General features: G+C 49.1%; 22 protein-coding genes and 3 pseudogenes. 14 read left to right on the forward strand and 11 right to left on the reverse strand.

Annotated elements, in window-relative coordinates:
* The first annotated feature begins 25 nt into the window (after window positions 1-25).
* Window positions 26-997 (forward strand): RsmB/NOP family class I SAM-dependent RNA methyltransferase, encoded by a 972-nt coding sequence (locus P4D80_RS23115; RefSeq protein ID WP_421656409.1) that lies wholly within the window; start codon window positions 26-28, stop codon window positions 995-997.
* A 25-nt stretch (window positions 998-1,022) separates the two neighbouring features.
* On the opposite strand, the gene P4D80_RS23120 is transcribed toward P4D80_RS23115, so the two are convergent.
* Window positions 1,023-1,355: an ArsR/SmtB family transcription factor gene (locus P4D80_RS23120; protein WP_421656410.1), complete on the reverse strand. Its 333-nt coding sequence runs from the start codon at window positions 1,353-1,355 to the stop codon at window positions 1,023-1,025.
* Window positions 1,356-1,582: 227 nt separating this feature from the next.
* Here P4D80_RS23120 and trxA point away from each other — a divergent pair, with 227 nt between their 5' ends.
* From trxA to P4D80_RS23165, 9 genes and pseudogenes are all read left to right on the forward strand, one after another.
* Window positions 1,583-1,942: a thioredoxin gene (gene trxA, locus P4D80_RS23125; protein WP_421659592.1), complete on the forward strand. Its 360-nt coding sequence runs from the start codon at window positions 1,583-1,585 to the stop codon at window positions 1,940-1,942.
* Window positions 1,939-2,244 carry a hypothetical protein gene (locus tag P4D80_RS23130; RefSeq protein ID WP_421656411.1) on the forward strand — a complete coding sequence of 102 codons (306 nt, stop codon included), beginning with the start codon at window positions 1,939-1,941 and terminating at the stop codon, window positions 2,242-2,244. Before trxA ends, P4D80_RS23130 begins: the two co-directional genes overlap by 4 nt.
* 391 nt (window positions 2,245-2,635) lie before the next feature.
* A complete protein-coding gene (locus P4D80_RS23135; RefSeq protein ID WP_421656412.1) occupies window positions 2,636-3,157 on the forward strand; it encodes a thiol-disulfide oxidoreductase DCC family protein in 522 nt (173 codons plus the stop codon).
* 170 nt (window positions 3,158-3,327) lie between these two features.
* Window positions 3,328-3,702 carry a 30S ribosomal protein S12 gene (rpsL, locus tag P4D80_RS23140; RefSeq protein ID WP_421656413.1) on the forward strand — a complete coding sequence of 125 codons (375 nt, stop codon included), beginning with the start codon at window positions 3,328-3,330 and terminating at the stop codon, window positions 3,700-3,702.
* Window positions 3,703-3,915: 213 nt separating this feature from the next.
* Window positions 3,916-4,386, forward strand: a complete 471-nt coding sequence (rpsG, locus tag P4D80_RS23145; RefSeq protein ID WP_421656414.1) for a 30S ribosomal protein S7 — start codon at window positions 3,916-3,918, stop codon at window positions 4,384-4,386.
* A gap of 107 nt (window positions 4,387-4,493) precedes the next feature.
* Window positions 4,494-6,615, forward strand: a pseudogene (gene fusA, locus P4D80_RS23150) (elongation factor G).
* A 23-nt stretch (window positions 6,616-6,638) separates the two neighbouring features.
* Window positions 6,639-7,869 (forward strand): annotated as a pseudogene (tuf, locus tag P4D80_RS23155) (elongation factor Tu).
* 177 nt (window positions 7,870-8,046) lie between these two features.
* On the forward strand, window positions 8,047-8,370 hold the full coding sequence (gene rpsJ, locus P4D80_RS23160; RefSeq protein ID WP_421656415.1) for a 30S ribosomal protein S10: 324 nt from the start codon (window positions 8,047-8,049) through the stop codon (window positions 8,368-8,370).
* 243 nt (window positions 8,371-8,613) lie between these two features.
* Window positions 8,614-9,267 carry an LON peptidase substrate-binding domain-containing protein gene (locus P4D80_RS23165; protein WP_421656416.1) on the forward strand — a complete coding sequence of 218 codons (654 nt, stop codon included), beginning with the start codon at window positions 8,614-8,616 and terminating at the stop codon, window positions 9,265-9,267.
* Between the two features lie 264 nt (window positions 9,268-9,531).
* Here the strand turns inward: P4D80_RS23165 and P4D80_RS23170 are convergent, their stop codons facing one another.
* The 4 genes and pseudogenes from P4D80_RS23170 to P4D80_RS23185 all read right to left on the reverse strand — a co-directional run bounded on the left by P4D80_RS23170 (window position 9,532) and on the right by P4D80_RS23185 (window position 11,015).
* A complete protein-coding gene (locus P4D80_RS23170; protein WP_421659619.1) occupies window positions 9,532-9,699 on the reverse strand; it encodes a hypothetical protein in 168 nt (55 codons plus the stop codon).
* A 15-nt stretch (window positions 9,700-9,714) separates the two neighbouring features.
* A pseudogene (locus P4D80_RS23175) lies at window positions 9,715-9,813 on the reverse strand (nucleoside deaminase); the annotation flags it as partial.
* Window positions 9,807-9,947: a hypothetical protein gene (locus tag P4D80_RS23180; RefSeq protein ID WP_421656417.1), complete on the reverse strand. Its 141-nt coding sequence runs from the start codon at window positions 9,945-9,947 to the stop codon at window positions 9,807-9,809. The gene P4D80_RS23180 and the pseudogene P4D80_RS23175, both read right to left, overlap by 7 nt.
* Before the next feature lie 552 nt (window positions 9,948-10,499).
* Window positions 10,500-11,015 (reverse strand): hypothetical protein, encoded by a 516-nt coding sequence (locus P4D80_RS23185; protein ID WP_421656418.1) that lies wholly within the window; start codon window positions 11,013-11,015, stop codon window positions 10,500-10,502.
* Between the two features lie 212 nt (window positions 11,016-11,227).
* Here P4D80_RS23185 and P4D80_RS23190 point away from each other — a divergent pair, with 212 nt between their 5' ends.
* From P4D80_RS23190 to P4D80_RS23200, 3 genes are all read left to right on the forward strand, one after another.
* Window positions 11,228-11,566, forward strand: coding sequence for a 2TM domain-containing protein (locus P4D80_RS23190; protein ID WP_421656419.1), 339 nt, complete (start codon window positions 11,228-11,230; stop codon window positions 11,564-11,566).
* A gap of 41 nt (window positions 11,567-11,607) precedes the next feature.
* Window positions 11,608-11,916, forward strand: a complete 309-nt coding sequence (locus tag P4D80_RS23195; protein WP_421656420.1) for a DUF3181 family protein — start codon at window positions 11,608-11,610, stop codon at window positions 11,914-11,916.
* A gap of 167 nt (window positions 11,917-12,083) precedes the next feature.
* Complete coding sequence (locus P4D80_RS23200; RefSeq protein WP_421656421.1) at window positions 12,084-12,335, forward strand: hypothetical protein; 252 nt, start codon at window positions 12,084-12,086, stop codon at window positions 12,333-12,335.
* 81 nt (window positions 12,336-12,416) lie between these two features.
* Here the strand turns inward: P4D80_RS23200 and murJ are convergent, their stop codons facing one another.
* The gene (gene murJ, locus P4D80_RS23205) at window positions 12,417-14,081 is read right to left on the reverse strand and encodes a murein biosynthesis integral membrane protein MurJ (RefSeq protein WP_421656422.1); all 1,665 of its coding nucleotides are present in this window, start codon (window positions 14,079-14,081) and stop codon (window positions 12,417-12,419) included.
* Between the two features lie 253 nt (window positions 14,082-14,334).
* Between murJ and P4D80_RS23210 the strand changes: the two genes are divergently transcribed.
* Window positions 14,335-14,697 carry a hypothetical protein gene (locus P4D80_RS23210; RefSeq protein ID WP_421656423.1) on the forward strand — a complete coding sequence of 121 codons (363 nt, stop codon included), beginning with the start codon at window positions 14,335-14,337 and terminating at the stop codon, window positions 14,695-14,697.
* An 11-nt stretch (window positions 14,698-14,708) separates the two neighbouring features.
* Here the strand turns inward: P4D80_RS23210 and P4D80_RS23215 are convergent, their stop codons facing one another.
* From P4D80_RS23215 to P4D80_RS23235, 5 genes are read right to left on the reverse strand one after another with little or no spacing between them, the layout of a single operon-like run.
* Window positions 14,709-15,014 (reverse strand): urease subunit beta, encoded by a 306-nt coding sequence (locus tag P4D80_RS23215; protein ID WP_421656424.1) that lies wholly within the window; start codon window positions 15,012-15,014, stop codon window positions 14,709-14,711.
* A gap of 13 nt (window positions 15,015-15,027) precedes the next feature.
* Window positions 15,028-15,330 carry an urease subunit gamma gene (ureA, locus tag P4D80_RS23220; RefSeq protein ID WP_421656425.1) on the reverse strand — a complete coding sequence of 101 codons (303 nt, stop codon included), beginning with the start codon at window positions 15,328-15,330 and terminating at the stop codon, window positions 15,028-15,030.
* Between the two features lie 25 nt (window positions 15,331-15,355).
* Window positions 15,356-15,628, reverse strand: coding sequence for a hypothetical protein (locus P4D80_RS23225; protein ID WP_421656426.1), 273 nt, complete (start codon window positions 15,626-15,628; stop codon window positions 15,356-15,358).
* Entirely contained in the window at window positions 15,606-15,848 is a 243-nt protein-coding gene (locus tag P4D80_RS23230; RefSeq protein ID WP_421656427.1) for a nucleotidyltransferase family protein, read from the reverse strand. The genes P4D80_RS23225 and P4D80_RS23230 overlap by 23 nt, the downstream gene beginning before the upstream one ends.
* Window position 15,849: 1 nt before the next feature.
* Window positions 15,850-16,731 carry an urease accessory protein UreD gene (locus P4D80_RS23235; RefSeq protein WP_421656428.1) on the reverse strand — a complete coding sequence of 294 codons (882 nt, stop codon included), beginning with the start codon at window positions 16,729-16,731 and terminating at the stop codon, window positions 15,850-15,852.
* Window positions 16,732-16,789 lie beyond the last annotated feature (58 nt).

Below are 16,789 nucleotides of genomic sequence, written 5' to 3' on the forward strand. Positions count from 1 at the left end.
AGATTAGACTGGACATGCTACCACCATGCACTTCGTATCCCTTTTGATGGAAAAGCCTTCCAAGCTGTTATTGAAACTGAGCCAGCGATTATTTGAGAAACCAGAGGAACGCGAACAATTTCTTGATAGCCTGTTACAACCTGGATCCTTCAGTCCCTGTATCCTCTGGTGTCGCGAAAAACCAGACCCCCCCCCCTTTGAAATCGAGCCACCCCTATCCTGGCAACCCCACTTTGTTGACCGACTAGCGCTTGGGCAAAAGCCAGGACAGAGTCCTTTGCATGAGGAGGGTGCCTATTACTGCCTGGATTTTTCATCGGTGTTTGCTGCATCTCCACTGCTCGGTATTTCTGAATCGATAGGGCTTGTATTTGATATGTGCGCTGCCCCTGGTGGAAAGAGCATCTTTGCCTGGGTTGCGTTGCGCCCGAAGTTGTTAATCAGTAATGAGGTAATTGGGAAGCGAACTGCGCCATTAATTGCTAATTTGAAACGGTGCCAGGTCAGTCCTGCGATCGCCCTCCGCCTCGACTCCAAAATTCTTGCCGAAGAGATTCCCCAAACAGCCCAAGTTGTTCTGGTCGATGCTCCCTGTAGTGGCCAATCCCTGATTGCAAAAGGTGGAAAAGCCCCCGGTTGTTTTCATCCAGTCACCATTAACACCAATGCCAATCGTCAAAAACGCATTCTAGCAAACTCCGCCCAACTGGTTGTACCACAAGGTTTTCTGGTATACATGACCTGCACCTATTCTCCAGAAGAAAATGAGCAAGTTGTTGAATGGTTTTTAGAGCGGTTTCCTCAATTTCAGGCGGTAGAAGTTCCCCACCTGGCCGCTTTCCAATCCCACCTGACCACGCGTCCCTGCTACCGAATGTTTCCCCAACAAGGCTGGGGCGCAGGAGCATTTACCAGTCTATTCCAAAATACGGCAGAAGGCAGAGGACAAGAACTACCAGAAAAATTTCTCAATCGCCCTGGACTGACGACTCTTTAGGAGAAGTGAGGGGAAAACTCAAAACTTATCTACCCATCCATTCACGTCCCCCTTCCATAAAGCTGGCAAAGCAATGGTTGAGTAAGTTGCGGTTGAGGGAGTTGTACTTCGTCTGTCCTTCCTTGCGAACACACAATAGCCCTGCTTCTGCCAGGGTTTTGGAGTGGTGGCAGAATAAAGCAAGGCTGATTCCAAGCTGTCCCGCAATTTCCGAACCACTTAGTTCAGTTTGCTTAGAAAGTAATTCAACAATTCGCAGACGGGTAGGGTCGGAAAGAGCCGCAAAGATCTTCGCCCGCTGTTCAGTGTCGTTGGGAACAGTGGCAGAAGGAGAGAAAGGGGAGAGTTTGTCTGTCATAGGCGATCGCAATTACTGAATACTACTATCTCATGCCATCCTTTACTGAAATAGGTAAATAATTACTTGACTAAACTCAAGAGTCCTTACTATCATTATAGTTAAATGGTTGTTTAACCATTAATGTACTTAGCCGCTAATATCATCTGGCTCCAAATGGGTGACAGTGCTGCTGGTTGCATATGGCGCACTATTCTCAAGCGATTGACGAGCCATCAGGAGTTGCCATGAATATCAACACCTTAAAACTGACGAACACGAACTTTAAGGACGAAGTACTGACCCATGCAGGTCTCGTCCTGGTAGACTTTTGGGCTCCCTGGTGTGGACCCTGTCGGGTTGTGGGTCCTACAGTCGAAGCTCTGGCAGACGACTTTGCAGAACGGGTTAAAGTTGGCAAGGTAAATGTCGATGAGAACCCCGAAATTGCCTCACTTTATGGAATTCAAGCAATTCCCACAATTCTGATCTTCCAGGCTGGTCAGGTGGTGGATCGGGTGGTTGGGATTGTGCCCCAAAGGGCGATCGCTGAAAAGTTGTACACCCTGTTGGAACAACGCATTTCCCCATCCAAATCTGTGGCATGAAGCCAGAGGATGCTAGACAGACTATAAAGCACCGCAGTACCGTGCTTTGTACGGAAGCCACTGAAGAACAGGCAGAACTCACTTCCGGCTATTTCCGTTCGGTTTACCACAGCACCCTCATTTCTGCTGGAGGGCACGATCGGGAGTCAGGGGAACGGGCGATCGCAAATAGCGATGCAGATCTGATTGCCTTTGGCAGACTCCACATCTCCAACCCCGACCTGGTAGAACGATTTGCCCACAATGCTCCCCTTAATCCCTATGATCGCTCGACCTTTTATGGCGGTGATGCGAAGGGATAGATTGACTACCCATTTCTTCAACGGCAAACCGCATAAAATAGCCAGGTGCCCATCCGAAACCTCTATGTAGGGTGGGCATCGCCCCCTCTACAGAAATTTGCAGCTATTTTCAAATGTGTATAGCTCTACACGGGTGCGTTAGGACATTGGAATTAGAGAGGGAGTGGGGGCTTCGCCTCCAGCCAGGGGTTCCACCCCTGCACCCCGTCCTAACCATAATGACTACCGCTATAAATCCCATCTCAGCCCCTAACCCCCAACCCCTAGTAGTCTGTCAGGATAGATTTGAGAGATAACTCAAATCTACAAAACCTAACTCTTAGGTGTTTTGAGGGTTTTCAACCCATCAAAACAGTCTTGACAGACCACGAGTCCCTTACAATGCGCAGCAATGAATCAACTATCATCCGAACCAGCACCCGCGTCAGAGCAGCTATCTGGAGGAGTCCCTTCTCCATCAACCGCCCCTTCCTGGAAAATTAAATTGCTCTATGACGGCCAGTGTCCTCTGTGCGTGCGGGAAGTCAACTTTCTGAAAAGACGGGATGCTGGGCGAGGCCTGGTTGCATTCGTTGACATTGCAGAGGATGACTATACACCCGAAACTAATGGCGGAGTTGATTTTGAAACCGCAATGGGGCGCATCCACGCCCTACTTCCCAATGGCACAGTCATCAGAAACGTAGAAGTGTTTCGTCAAGTCTACGAAGTCCTTGGAATGGGCTGGATCTACGCTGTGACAAAATTGCCCGTCATTGGTTTCCTGGCTGACAAACTATACGAAATCTGGGCAGACTGGCGACTCCCACTCACCGGCAGGCCTGACCTGGCAACCCTCGTCTTTGAACGTCAAAAGCGGCTTGAGTGCAAAGCACAGGGACGTTGCCGACTGGATGATGCTGATGGCAACTGATCCCTGCTTCGCCCCCTTGTTCACAAACGATTTGTGAACTCTATAGCAGTTGAATTCCTATAATGAGAATTGCTGCAACTTTCTCCAAATACTTGACAGAAGTGAATAAACATCGATACTATTAAGATTTGGAAAAATTAGTGTAAACATAACCGCACCTACTCTGTAACATGCCCACGATTCAGCAACTCATCCGCAGCGAACGCGAAAAAACCCAGAAGAAAACCAAATCCCCAGCCCTTAAGAGTTGCCCTCAGCGACGTGGCGTCTGTACGCGGGTTTACACCACAACTCCTAAGAAGCCAAACTCAGCTCTGCGCAAGGTTGCCAGGGTTCGTTTGACATCAGGCTATGAGGTTACGGCTTATATTCCGGGTATTGGTCACAATCTACAGGAGCACTCCGTTGTTATGATTCGGGGTGGTCGGGTAAAGGATTTACCCGGTGTTCGCTATCACATTATTCGTGGAACGCTTGATACCGCTGGAGTGAAGGACCGCAAGCAGGGGCGTTCTAAGTATGGTGCTAAACGCCCGAAAGCTTAGAAATTACCGCGCTTGCTTAACAGATTGGTCCTTAGTTTTGCTATCCTGTCTAAGGGGCTTTTGTGGGCGTATGCCTGTTTTGCTGCTTGCTCTATAAGCTTGGTTTGACGAGTTCGCTTTAAATCTCCCCCAGTGTTTTTGAGAACCCAGGCTTCTCCGGTCGGCTTTCTAGCCGTCTTACTACTGTCTGTCTTCTTACTGTAAAGGTCTAATATGTCTCGCCGTACTACCGTTCAAAAGCGTCCTGTTCCCCCCGATTCTGTTCACAATTCCCGCCTTGTCAGCATGATGATTCGGCGAATTATGAAAAACGGCAAGAAATCACTTGCCGCTCACATTGTCTATGACGCTTTTGATACGATCGCCCAGCGGACAGGAGCTGACCCGATCGAAGTTTTTGAGCGCGCAGTTAAGAATGCCACTCCCTTAGTAGAGGTCAAGGCACGTCGGGTCGGAGGTGCCACGTATCAGGTTCCGATGGAAGTCCGCTCTGATCGGGGGACAGCCCTGGCATTGCGCTGGTTGATCCAGTTCTCTCGTCAGCGTTCTGGCAAGAGTATGGCGAGCAAACTAGCCAACGAATTGATGGACGCCGCCAACGAGACCGGTAGTGCAATTCGTAAGCGGGAAGAAACCCATCGCATGGCTGAGGCAAATAAGGCATTTGCCCACTACCGCTACTAGTCCTGCACCGGAAGCGCAGTAGAACACCAACAAACCCACAAAAAGTATAAAATCTTAACAGAGCAGTCAATTTAATTTCTTTGCGGCAGAGACTTAAGGAGGTAGCTGTGCCACGTACTATCCCGCTTGAACGAGTCCGAAATATTGGGATCGCCGCCCACATTGATGCGGGTAAAACAACAACGACCGAACGGATCCTGTTTTACTCCGGTGTTGTCCACAAAATGGGAGAGGTTCATGAAGGAACCGCCGTCACCGACTGGATGGAACAGGAGCGGGAGCGTGGTATCACGATTACGGCTGCTGCAATTAGCACTCAGTGGACTCATCGCGATCCTGAGAATCCGAACCAGCCCATGCCAGGAGCGCCAGAGCACCGGATCAACATTATTGATACACCGGGGCACGTAGACTTCACGATCGAAGTTGAACGCTCCATGCGCGTCCTGGACGGGGTGATTGCCGTGTTCTGCTCGGTTGGGGGAGTTCAACCCCAATCCGAAACGGTTTGGCGGCAGGCTGATCGCTACAACGTTCCCCGGCTTGTGTTCGTGAACAAGATGGATCGGACGGGGGCGAATTTCTATAAGGTCTATAACCAGATTCGCGATCGCCTTCGCGCTAACGCAGTCCCCATTCAAATTCCCATTGGTGCTGAAGACAATCTAAAGGGCATCGTCGATCTCGTCAGGATGCGTGCCTACATCTATACCAATGATCTGGGCACTGACATTCAGGAAATGGAAATCCCAGATGATGTTATGGCTCTGGCTGAAGAGTATCGCCTCAAACTGATTGAGTCAGTTGCAGAAACTGACGATGCCCTCACTGAAAAATATCTGGAAGGGGAAGAACTTACCGAAGAGGAGATCAGAACTGCTTTACGTAAGGGAACCATTGCCGGCACGATTGTTCCGATGTTGTGCGGTTCGGCCTTCAAGAATAAGGGGATTCAACTACTGCTGGATGCTGTGATTGACTACCTTCCCGCTCCCATCGATATCCCGGCGATTCAGGGAACTCTACCCGATGGTTCAACAGTTGAACGTAGCGCCGATGACAATCAGCCGATGTCTGCCCTGGCCTTCAAAATCATGGCAGACCCCTACGGTCGCCTCACCTTCATTCGGGTTTATTCTGGCATTTTGAAGAAGGGCAGCTATGTCCTGAATTCAACAAAGAACAAAAAGGAGCGAATTTCTCGCCTGATCGTGTTAAAGGCAGACGAACGTATCGAAGTAGACGAACTGCGAGCAGGTGATTTAGGCGCAGTTTTGGGACTGAAGGATACCTTTACTGGAGATACCATCTGTGAAGAAGGTTCTCCTGTAATTCTGGAGTCTCTTTTCATTCCAGAACCCGTCATCTCTGTTGCCGTCGAACCGAAGACGAAGCAGGACATGGAGAAGCTTTCCAAAGCGCTTCAGTCCCTTGCGGAAGAGGATCCTACTTTTAGAGTCCATGTCGATCCAGAGACGAACCAGACAGTAATTGCGGGTATGGGTGAGCTTCACCTGGATATTCTCGTGGACCGGATGAAGCGAGAGTTTAAGGTTGAGGCAAACGTTGGGGCTCCTCAGGTGGCTTACCGTGAAACGATCCGCAAGCCAGTTCGAGCTGAAGGCAAATTTGTCCGTCAAAGTGGCGGTAAAGGTCAATACGGTCATGTTGTTATTGAGGTAGAACCTGGAGAACCCGGTAGCGGCTTCGAATTTGTCTCTAAGATTGTTGGTGGGGTTGTTCCTAAAGAATATATTGGCCCTGCTGAGCAAGGTATGCGAGAAGCCTGTGAATCCGGCGTTTTGGCTGGCTACCCGGTCATTGACCTTAAAGCAACCCTGGTTGATGGTTCATACCACGAGGTCGATTCTTCTGAAATGGCGTTCAAGATTGCTGGTTCAATGGCAATCAAGGATGCTGTCATGAAGGCTTCACCTGTTCTTCTAGAACCTATGATGAAAGTTGAGGTTGAAGTTCCCGACGATTTTGTTGGAAACGTGATCGGTGACCTCAATTCCCGTCGTGGTCAAATTGAAGGACAGGACAACGAGGGTGGAATTGCCAAGGTAACTGCAAAGGTTCCATTGGCGAATATGTTTGGATATGCTACTGATATTCGAACAAAAACGCAGGGTCGCGGGGATCTTCACGATGGAATTCAGTAACTACGATGAGGTACCCCGCAACGAAGCTGAAGCGATCATCGCTAAAAACAAAGGGAACGCTTAAACAGGAAGAGGAACACATAACTCATGGCACGTGCAAAGTTTGAAAGGACAAAACCCCACGTTAATATCGGTACCATTGGTCACGTAGATCATGGTAAGACGACACTGACGGCTGCGATTACCATGACCCTAGCGGCTCTGGGTCAGGCAGCCGCTAAGAAGTACGATGAGATTGATGCAGCCCCTGAAGAAAAAAGCGCGGGGTATTACCATCAACACCGCTCACGTTGAATACGAGACGGCCAATCGTCACTATGCTCACGTGGACTGTCCTGGACATGCTGACTACGTGAAGAACATGATCACCGGTGCAGCGCAGATGGATGGTGCAATCCTGGTGGTATCTGCGGCTGATGGTCCGATGCCTCAAACCCGTGAGCATATTCTGCTGGCTCGTCAGGTCGGCGTTCCCAGGCTGGTGGTCTTCTTGAACAAGAAGGATATGGTTGATGATGAGGAACTGCTAGAACTGGTTGAGCTGGAAGTTCGCGAACTTCTGAGTTCCTATGACTTCCCTGGTGATGACATTCCTATCGTTGCGGGTTCTGCACTGCAGGCACTGGAGGCAATGACTGCTAATCCCAAAACCCAGCGGGGTGAAAACGAGTGGGTTGACAAAATCTACGAGTTAATGGATGCGGTGGATGATTACATTCCAACCCCAGAGCGGGATGTGGATAAGCCCTTCCTGATGGCAGTTGAGGATGTCTTCTCCATCACAGGTCGAGGAACTGTTGCTACGGGACGGATTGAACGGGGTAAGGTTAAGCTGAATGACAAGATTGAGATCGTTGGAATTAAGCCGACCCGTGAGACGACCGTAACGGGGATCGAAATGTTCAAGAAGAGCCTGGAAGAAGGGATAGCTGGTGACAATGCTGGCGTACTGCTTCGGGGTATTCAGAAGACTGATATTGAGCGTGGGATGGTATTGGCCAAGCCTGGCTCCATCACTCCCCATACCCAATTTGAGTCTGAAGTTTATATCCTGAAGAAGGAAGAAGGGGGACGCCACACTCCATTCTTCCCTGGCTATCGTCCTCAGTTCTATGTGCGGACCACGGACGTAACCGGAACTATCAGCAACTTCACTACTGATGAAGGCGGCGAAGCTGAAATGGTGATGCCCGGTGACCGCATCAAGATGACAGTGGAACTCATTAACCCAATCGCCATTGAGCAGGGTATGCGTTTTGCTATTCGTGAAGGTGGCCGTACCGTTGGTGCTGGTGTTGTTTCCAAGATTCTCAAATAAAACTTGGTAATTAGCTTACTAGCTATCAGTGGTCAGCTAGCTGACTGCTGATAGCTTTTCTCTCTCACGTCTCTAATCGAGATATACTGCAAAGACTGATAGTTAAAAGCTGGTTGGTGACAGCTATCCAGTGAACAGAACCTTGACAATTTAGATTCCACTCAACATTCCACAGAAATGGCAACTATTCAGCAGAACAAAATTCGCATCCGTCTGAAGTCTTTTGATCGGCGTCTTCTGGATGCTTCCTGTGAAAAGATCGTGGACACGGCAAATCGCACGAATGCCACTGCAATTGGTCCCATTCCTTTACCGACCCGACGTCGGATCTATTGTGTGTTGCGATCGCCCCACGTTGATAAAGATTCACGTGAACACTTTGAAACCCGTACTCATCATCGCATTATTGACATTTACCAGACCTCATCTAAGACGATTGATGCCCTGATGAAGCTAGATTTGCCTGCTGGAGTTGATATTGCGGTGAAGCTTTTTTCTTAAGGTCAGAAGTCAGGATTCACTGTCTTGTTTTCTAAGTAGCTAGGCGCAATTAAATTAAGGATAATTTCGGGGGTGGAGGAGGTAAAACCCTTTGTCTGGGGCCCAGCCCCCACTCCCGCCTTAACAATTAATGATGGCTACCTACTTATTATTTCTGCCATCAAGAATTGTCTTGCCGTCGCTGATCCCCAGGTTAGATGGGATACAGTAGAGAAAGAAGCACTGTCTTTTCTCTAATCCATAATGACACCTTCGTCTTCAATCGCTGTTCGAGAACTTCCCCTTTTTCCCTTACCTGAACTGGTTCTATTTCCAGGTAGACCCCTTCCGCTCCATATCTTTGAGTTTCGCTACCGGATTATGATGAACACAATTCTGGAGAGCGATCGCCGGTTTGGAGTTTTGATGTGGGATCAAAATCAGGGAAAACCAGCTAACGTTGGCTGTTGCGCTGAGATCATTCAATTTCAAAGGCTACCGGATGACCGAATGAAAATTCTGACGGTTGGTCAGCAACGGTTTCGAGTGCTGGAATATGTCCGGGAGAAGCCATACCGGATTGGATTGGTGGAGTGGATAGAGGACTACCCACCTAAAAAGGATTTAAGGCCCCTCACCCAAAACGTTGCTCAACTATTACAAGATGTGGTTCGGCTTTCCTCAAAGCTAACTGAGCAGGAAATCGTCCTTCCCGAAACCATGCCAGATTTGCCAATCGAGCTTTCCTATTGGATTGCCAGTAATCTTTACGGAGTGGCAGAAGAACAGCAGGCCCTTTTAGAAATGCAAGATACTGCTGCTCGACTAGAGCGGGAAGCTGAAATTCTGATTTCAACTCGTAACCACCTGGCGGCACGCACCGTTTTGAAAGAGACGTTAGAAGATACTTTGAAATAGGGCATCTAGAAAGTAGGGCATCCGGGGGCAATGTGAATTGCCCTTCCATTATTTACCTTATAAGCTGATTTGAAAATAGAACCCAGAAACCAGAATCCTTTCTTCTTCTGACTCCTGCCCCCTGGCTTCCCAATTCCATAAATGCTCCTGCACGCAGTTTACGATTGCTACTTGTGCGATCGCCAAAAATCTCGATGAACAGCCACAATTTCTTCCTCCAAGGTAGGAAAGGGACCCCAGACCTTGATAGCTTTTTGACCATTTTCAAACACAAAACGACAGGGGAACATTCATCGTTGGATTTTGCTCATCACTGCCAGTGAGTTCCAATAAACGCAACTCAGAAATGCCGTAAACCAGGCGACCAATATTTGCCCAATATTTATTTGCCCAATATTGAGTTCCCGCACACATCACGCAGGGTTCTACCATTGTGTAGATGGTACACTCCCACAGATATTCTGGGCTGAAATTTATATACGCTACACGTGCTAGAACGGACTCAGCATGGTTAACAGTATTAATGTTTGCTTGCTCGACTAACACTGTTTCGTGATTGGGGCAACAAGAATGGCACCAAACGGATGGTGCCCAAGCTTGCGGGCGCGAATGGCAATTTGATTGGCCCGCCGCAAGTGCCTGACCATTTGCTCAAGGGTTGAATTGAGCTGAAGCGACATGTCTCTCCTTCTGCCAACGGAATCGATTCTGGCGAGGGAGCAGGGGCTAGAGGTGAAGGAGACAGAAGCCAGGAGAAACACCTGTAGCCTGTAGCCTATTGCCTCATGAAACCTTAAAACTGAGGGCGTTGCTGAATTTGGGTATGAAATAGGTGCTGTATGCTCGCGAAACTTCGTTTCGATTCATACTGCTTTTTAGTAGCAACGCCAAACTAACAACTCCCCTCGCCCCTCACTAACAACTACCCCCTAAACTCTATATCTGCTATACATAGCAGCCCCAAATATAGCAGTCCCAAATCAGTTGTGAGATGGAGAGGCTTTGTGAAAAGGAGTTTCTGTAGAACTCTTTCTCATCATCCAAATAGGATCGCTATAAGTTAGGTAGCCATTATTAATTGTAAAAGAATTGTAAAGGGGAGAGTGGGAGCTGCGCCCCCAGGCAGGGGGTTTACCCCCTCCACTCCCGAAATTATCCTTGGGGTTTGGGGGCAAAGTAACCAAGCAGGAGTTCCACCCCTGCATCTTCAGCAAAACGAAAGTTTTGCTGTACTAGCGAGGGCTGGGTGCAGAGTAGTGGCTCAAGACTTCTTGGCCCCAGCGGACAAGTTGTTCAGGACCTTCCATCATTAGAAGGTAACGCCCCTGGTTGAGGTGATGGCGGTAAATACTGGCAGTACTGCCTTCGCCAAGGAACCCCAGTAAAGCCCCCAAGACTGCCCCACATAACCCACTTAATAGACCTGTCAGGGGTACGATGAGCATCAGGTTTGATTCAATTCTGCCAATTAATGAAATTGTCAGACACACTGTAGTGCCTACTAATGTTGAAACCAGGGCATAGTTGCAGGCTTTACGAACCGCAATCTGGGCCGGTTGCATTAGCCCAACCCGTTCAGGGCTGCTATATCCTTCACCCACGATCGCCAGATGTTCTGGCGAAATACCATGGTAGTGAAGCAAACGGTAGGCTTGAAACGTAGCCGCTTCATTAGGAAGCACAATAACGGCAAGGTAAGTTGAGCGACTCTTGAGAGTGCTTCTGCGGAGGAATCGTGCGATAGTCACGAATGTAGTCCAGTGTGTGGGAAGGGTGAACGCTGTTTGAATTTTAACCTTAGTTTCTGGCTGAAAGAGCCAGTATTCTGGCGCAATTTAAACAATTCTTTGGACTCTACAATGCTATTCTTTCTGGCTATTTTTTGATGTCCATCGTCCAGGCAATCCGATAACGTAGAAGTAGATGACTTGAAGTAGACGACCTATCCCATCATTTGCCTATGCCTCCTCGCTGGCCCCGTAAACCCGATCGCCAAGATTCTGCCTACCGTCGATTGGATGACCGGATGAATTTTGCTGTCCATGTGGCAATCTTTGCGGTTATCAACTCTGGACTGTGGTTTTTCCGCATTTTAGGTGAAACGTCTGAATTGGGTGCTCCTGGGGGGTTACCCTGGACACCATGGATCACAGCAGGCTGGGGAGCCGTTCTGGTTGCCCACGCTATTTTCATCTTTGCGATCGCGAAATACGAAGATTCGGTCTCGACCGCTAATACAGTTTCAGGAACGGGGTTTCAACCAAAATCTGACAAAAAAACAACCAAAACTAAACGATAACTGGGCAACTTTGCTGAAATTTTAATTTGAGGATACCTTCAATGGCAAACATCAGTACTAGCGAAGCAATTGAGTCTCTTGCCGCTGAAATTGGGGAAAACGTTTATATTGACGTCGCCAAGTGGCATCTTTACCTTTCAAATGCCCATTTGCATACAGTTCTGGCAGAGCGGCTTTATCCCATGCTCAACTCCAAGTCCCTAAATGAAGATGAGGTCCTCAAGGTTTTGCAAAGCATTCCAGTGAAACTGGGGGGCGGAAAGCGGGAAGTCCCTTTGGCCGATCTGCTGCCAATGCAGTGTCAGGTTAACTTGATGGATATTTTGGAGCAATTTCAGCGTAACCTGTGAGAGGTTTTTACACTCTTGATTTTACACTTTTGAAAGGATCGAGTCCGCTCTAGGTTAAGATCTGGTTAAGAAGCGCCGGCATTTCAGCGGAAGGCGATCTCAGGGAGGTACGCCCTCTATGCCTTCCCTATCAGGTATAGCGTTTCAGGAAACCAGGAGCTTGTCTGATGGAGATAGGCGACATTGTGCGCCTCAGAAAACCATTTAGAGCGCGATCAAAAGATTCAAAGGAGTATACCTTTGGAATTGTTGCTGCGCTGATTTGGGGTGAGGGAGAAGAGCCTAAGCAGACAACTTCCTCAACCCCTATTGAAATTCTGGTCTATCTCTATGACCCTGAGACTGCCACTACTTATACGGATGAAGCTGGAATGCAGGCTGTATTTATCTTCCGTTCAGATGAGATTGAATTTGACTAGTCTTGCAAACACTAAATTTTGCAACATAGGGGAGTAGGGGCGTTGCCCCCACTCCCCCTTCAAAGCTTTCGTTTCGATCTACTAGCCTTGCTTAAAGAAACGTTGACGCAACCGATTGACCAGTAAATCAACTTCTGGTATTTGCAGTTGAGCTGCAAATAGGGCGAAAACGATAAAGCCGATCAAGCCAGAAATGAGTAACTGCGTGAGTTGTATCAGCAAACCTTCTGTGCCTAATGTTTGTTGAGTTACCCACAGAGTTCCCCAACAGGCAAATCCGGCGATCGCGCTCCCAACAGCCAAACCCAGTGCTGGCACACTCCATTCTCTTAGCGGCAACCCATTCAACCGTTGGTTTAAAGCCCACAGCATAACCACCATTGAAATCAGGTTAACCCCAACCGTCGCTAACACCAGGCCGGGAGCTCCCAATGGCTTTACCAACAGGAAATCCAGCAGAGCATTCAAGAAAATATTCACCACACTGATGCGAAATGGTGTATCCGCATCTCCAAGCCCATAGAACACACGGACCAGGACATCCCGACCCAGGTAAACAAACATGCCAATGGCGTAAGCAACCAGCACCGAGGCCGTCAGATAGGAATCCTCCAGTGTAAAGGCATAACGCTCATATACTACTCGCGAGATAGGGAGCGCCAGCGCAATCATAAAAGCACTGAGGGGCAGCATTGTGATGGCTGTCATCATCAAACCTTGACGGATTCGGAGCTTGAGTTCATCCCAGCTTTCAGGGGCTGCCAATCGGGCAAAAATGGGCATCAACGGCACCAGGATCACATTGGACAGAATGCCGAGAGGTGTCTGAACCAGTAGCCCAGCGTACCCCATCGCAGAAACGGCAGCCGCTGCATTGGGAATGAAGGATGCAAAAAACAAGTCTGTCCAGACATTGATCTGCATCATGCCGGATGAGAAGGTGGCAGGTCCCATAATTTTGATGACTTCCTGCACCTCTGGCTGGCGAAAGTTAAAGCGCGGGCGCAGGCTTCCCAGCCCAGCTTTCCACTGAACAGGTAGCTGAACCAGCCACTGTAATACAGCTCCTGCCAGGGTTGTCCAGGCGAGTACGGCTCCCCCGATCGCCGCATACTGGGGCAGCGTAATCTTGTCTCCCAGGTAGATTGCCAGCCCTCCTATCCCAAGCAGCACAGTCACACTAGAAAAGAGAGGACTGATCGACGGCAACCAGTATTGATCGGCGGCATTCAGGGTGCCAAACCCGATCCCAATTAGTCCGGCCAACACCGCCATGGGAGCCATGATTTTAAACTGCTGAATGGCAATATCCCTCGTTTGTTGGGCGATCTGAACAGCAGCGGGATCAAGATTGCCTCCCTGCTGAGCGGTGATGAACAGCCCAGGGGCAACCAGATGCATTAAGGGTTTTGCAAAGATGATAAGACCCACCGTAACTAGCAGCAGAATGCAGACCACCAGGGTGGTGATGGTTTCCACAATGGGAGCCACTTCTTCCCGTTTCTTCTTTGCCAGGACACTAACGATCGCGCTATGAAAGGGGCCGTTAATTCCACCCAGCAAAATCAGCAAAAAGCCCGGAATGACATAGGCAAAGTTATAAGCTCCAAAGGCGGGACCCAGGCCAAAGGCCGCCGCGATCGCCTGCTGCCGCACCAGCCCAAACAGCTTACTGATCAATGTCGCAACGGCTACAATTCCGGCAATTCCCACCAGGGAGCGGGAAGGCTTTTTCAATTCAGTCACGTAACGATGAATGGTTAAGGAACCTTACCTATTTAAGCGCGAATTGGGTCAGGGGAGTTTGGAAACAGAGGAGTTGAAGTCTCTGCTTTACTCCAAAAATCACCTGAATTGATATTTTCCTTTATACATAACTATATCTCCCACGTTGAAGTCTCTGCTTTACTCCAAAAATCACCTGAATGCACCCGTATCAACCTGGCATATAATTGGCAAGCCTCAAGATCCACCTCATCTCCCCCCTTCCTCTCGTTGTATGAGTATTGAACGAAAAGTGGACTTAATGGACAGCAAGATTGAAATCTTGATTGACCAGGTTGGCAGAATGACAGAGGGCATTATCGAATTGCGCATTGCTCTGAAAGAAGGCAATGCAGAATTGCGAGAGCAGATCGCCAGAGGCAATGCCGAACTGCGTGAAGAACTCGCCAGAGGCAATGCTGAACTACGGGCTGCGATGAAAGAAGGTTTTGGAGATTTGAAAATCGCTTTTGAAGATTTGAAAGTGACGACTGAACGGCAGGCAAAAAATATTGAGCAATTAGCAGCAGTTGCCGCTGCTTTGGCGGCAACCACTGATCGCCAGTCCAGGATGCTGGAAGAAATGCGCCAAAATTGAAAGGGATAACTTTAGAGAGAACCATTGACTTTGTTATTGAGCCCATAAACCTCGCGGCTTCCAGCCAGAGAAACGAGGGTCACTTCCTTCTCATCTCCCGGTTCAAAGCGCACCGCTGTTCCTGCTGGAATATCCAGACGCATTCCCCTGGCTTTTTCTCGGTCAAACTGGAGGGCGGCATTGACTTCGTAGAAGTGAAAATGGGAACCAACTTGAATTGGGCGATCGCCCGTATTTGCTACAGATAGTTTCACCGTTTCGCGTCCGGTATTCAGTTCAATTTCACCTTCTTGAATCAGCATCTCTCCAGGAATCATTTGCTGTACCCCTTTAACGAATTGGATTGTGCACCGTTACTAACTTCGTTCCATCTGGAAAGGTTGCTTCCACTTGCACTTCATGAATCATTTCTGGAATCCCTTCCATCACGTCGCTTCGAGTCAACAGTGTAGTGCCATAGCTCATTAAATCAGCCACACTGCGACCGTCTCTTGCCCCTTCTAGAATGGCCGCGGTAATGTAAGCGATCGCTTCAGGATAATTCAATTTCACGCCCCGTTCCTTGCGGCGTTCTGCCAGCAGGGCAGCCGTAAAGATCAACAATTTATCTTTTTCCTGCGGTGTCAATTGCATATTCAGTTCTTCTCCTCATCAGCAATCATTTTCTCAAGCTCCGGCAATTAACGCTGGATGCCGCTTCGCCCAAAATTTCAATACACTTAACCAAACTTAACGCCAGCATTTCATTGGATTCCAGATCACTTCGAGTTTTCTGAACAAATTGGATCGCTTTCTGTGCCGCATCTTGCAGGTGTTTAAGACGAGTTGAATCATCCAGGTACATCGATAACTTGAGCCGTATCAACGACCTTTTGCCGAAAATACTGGCTGAGTTCGGCAGGCGTTCGTCAATCCACTTGGCAACCGACAATTTCAGTTAGCTCTTCAGTTAGCTCAATTTCCATTACTGCCAGGTCAAAGTAACCGACTTTCGCTCCTGGCGTAAACTCAACAAGCCTATCCATATCGTTTTCGGGCTGAAAGTCATCGCGTAAAATGGAGCCGAACAGGGAGAGTGGACGAATCGGATTGCGGCGACAGACCGCCTCGATTTGATCCAAGGGAAGTTCAATCGGGAGGGTGCGATTCATCTTAACACCTCTGCTCCAATTGCCAGACACGGGGAATACAGGCAGGTCGATGCAGGTCATGGGTTCGTACCAGGTGCCAGATGGCAATAAACCACTGACGGGCCTCCATTGTCGAACGGCCCCGGTAGCGACAGAGAAAACCGGACATGAGACGGGTTGCCCCCGTTTCTCCAGTCATTTTCCCAGAGTAACTATCCCAAAGAGCACGGGCTTTCTCAACCAAGTCAGGTTCAACGGGTCGCCCCACAAAAGCAAAACTGCCAACGACTGGCCATCCTGCTAAACCATGTGGGCTGTCAAAAAGTTCCTTACTACCTGGAACCCATTGACGATCACACCATAATGGACGACCCTGCTGCCAGACCTCCGTGTGAGATCGCCAATTCCCTGCTACAAACTGCTCTCCCCGTGCGCTACGACCGAACCGGGTCATTTCCCAGCCCAGCCAGCTTGCGCCCGGAGCCAGCTCAATTCGCATCTCCTGACGGTAGGTTGCCTGATTAAACACAATCGTCTCCAGGGGCAACCATTCCAGGCAGGCTCCTGGGGCAATCTCGACCTGGATTGTTTGCTTCGCCTCCAGTCCATTGCTGCGATAGACTTTTGCAGCGGCAACTGTAGTGACTAAAGCATGGGCATCTGGCTGGAGTTGGAGATTGAGAGAGAGGCGATCGCCCCCCACAATGCCTCCCGCTGTATGCAAAATGGCACTGTGGCAAACCTCTGAACCTTCTGGATAAAACGGGCGCTGCACTTTAAGAGGAGCTTTCCCATACTCATGCATAAGCTGAGTTGCTTCTCTCTGCCGAGCAAAGACAAGTTGTAAAGTGCCGTGCCAACCACAGGACGGGTTCAAATCTGGAGGGGAATTAGTTACTTGCACACTCTCTAAAATCTACTTGGGCGTTGCTAACCCCTGGGATGAACACAGTTCCCTGGGA

The sequence above is a fragment of the Leptothermofonsia sp. ETS-13 genome (genome assembly GCF_049200465.1).
In the GTDB taxonomy this organism is placed as follows: domain Bacteria; phylum Cyanobacteriota; class Cyanobacteriia; order Leptolyngbyales; family Leptolyngbyaceae; genus Leptothermofonsia.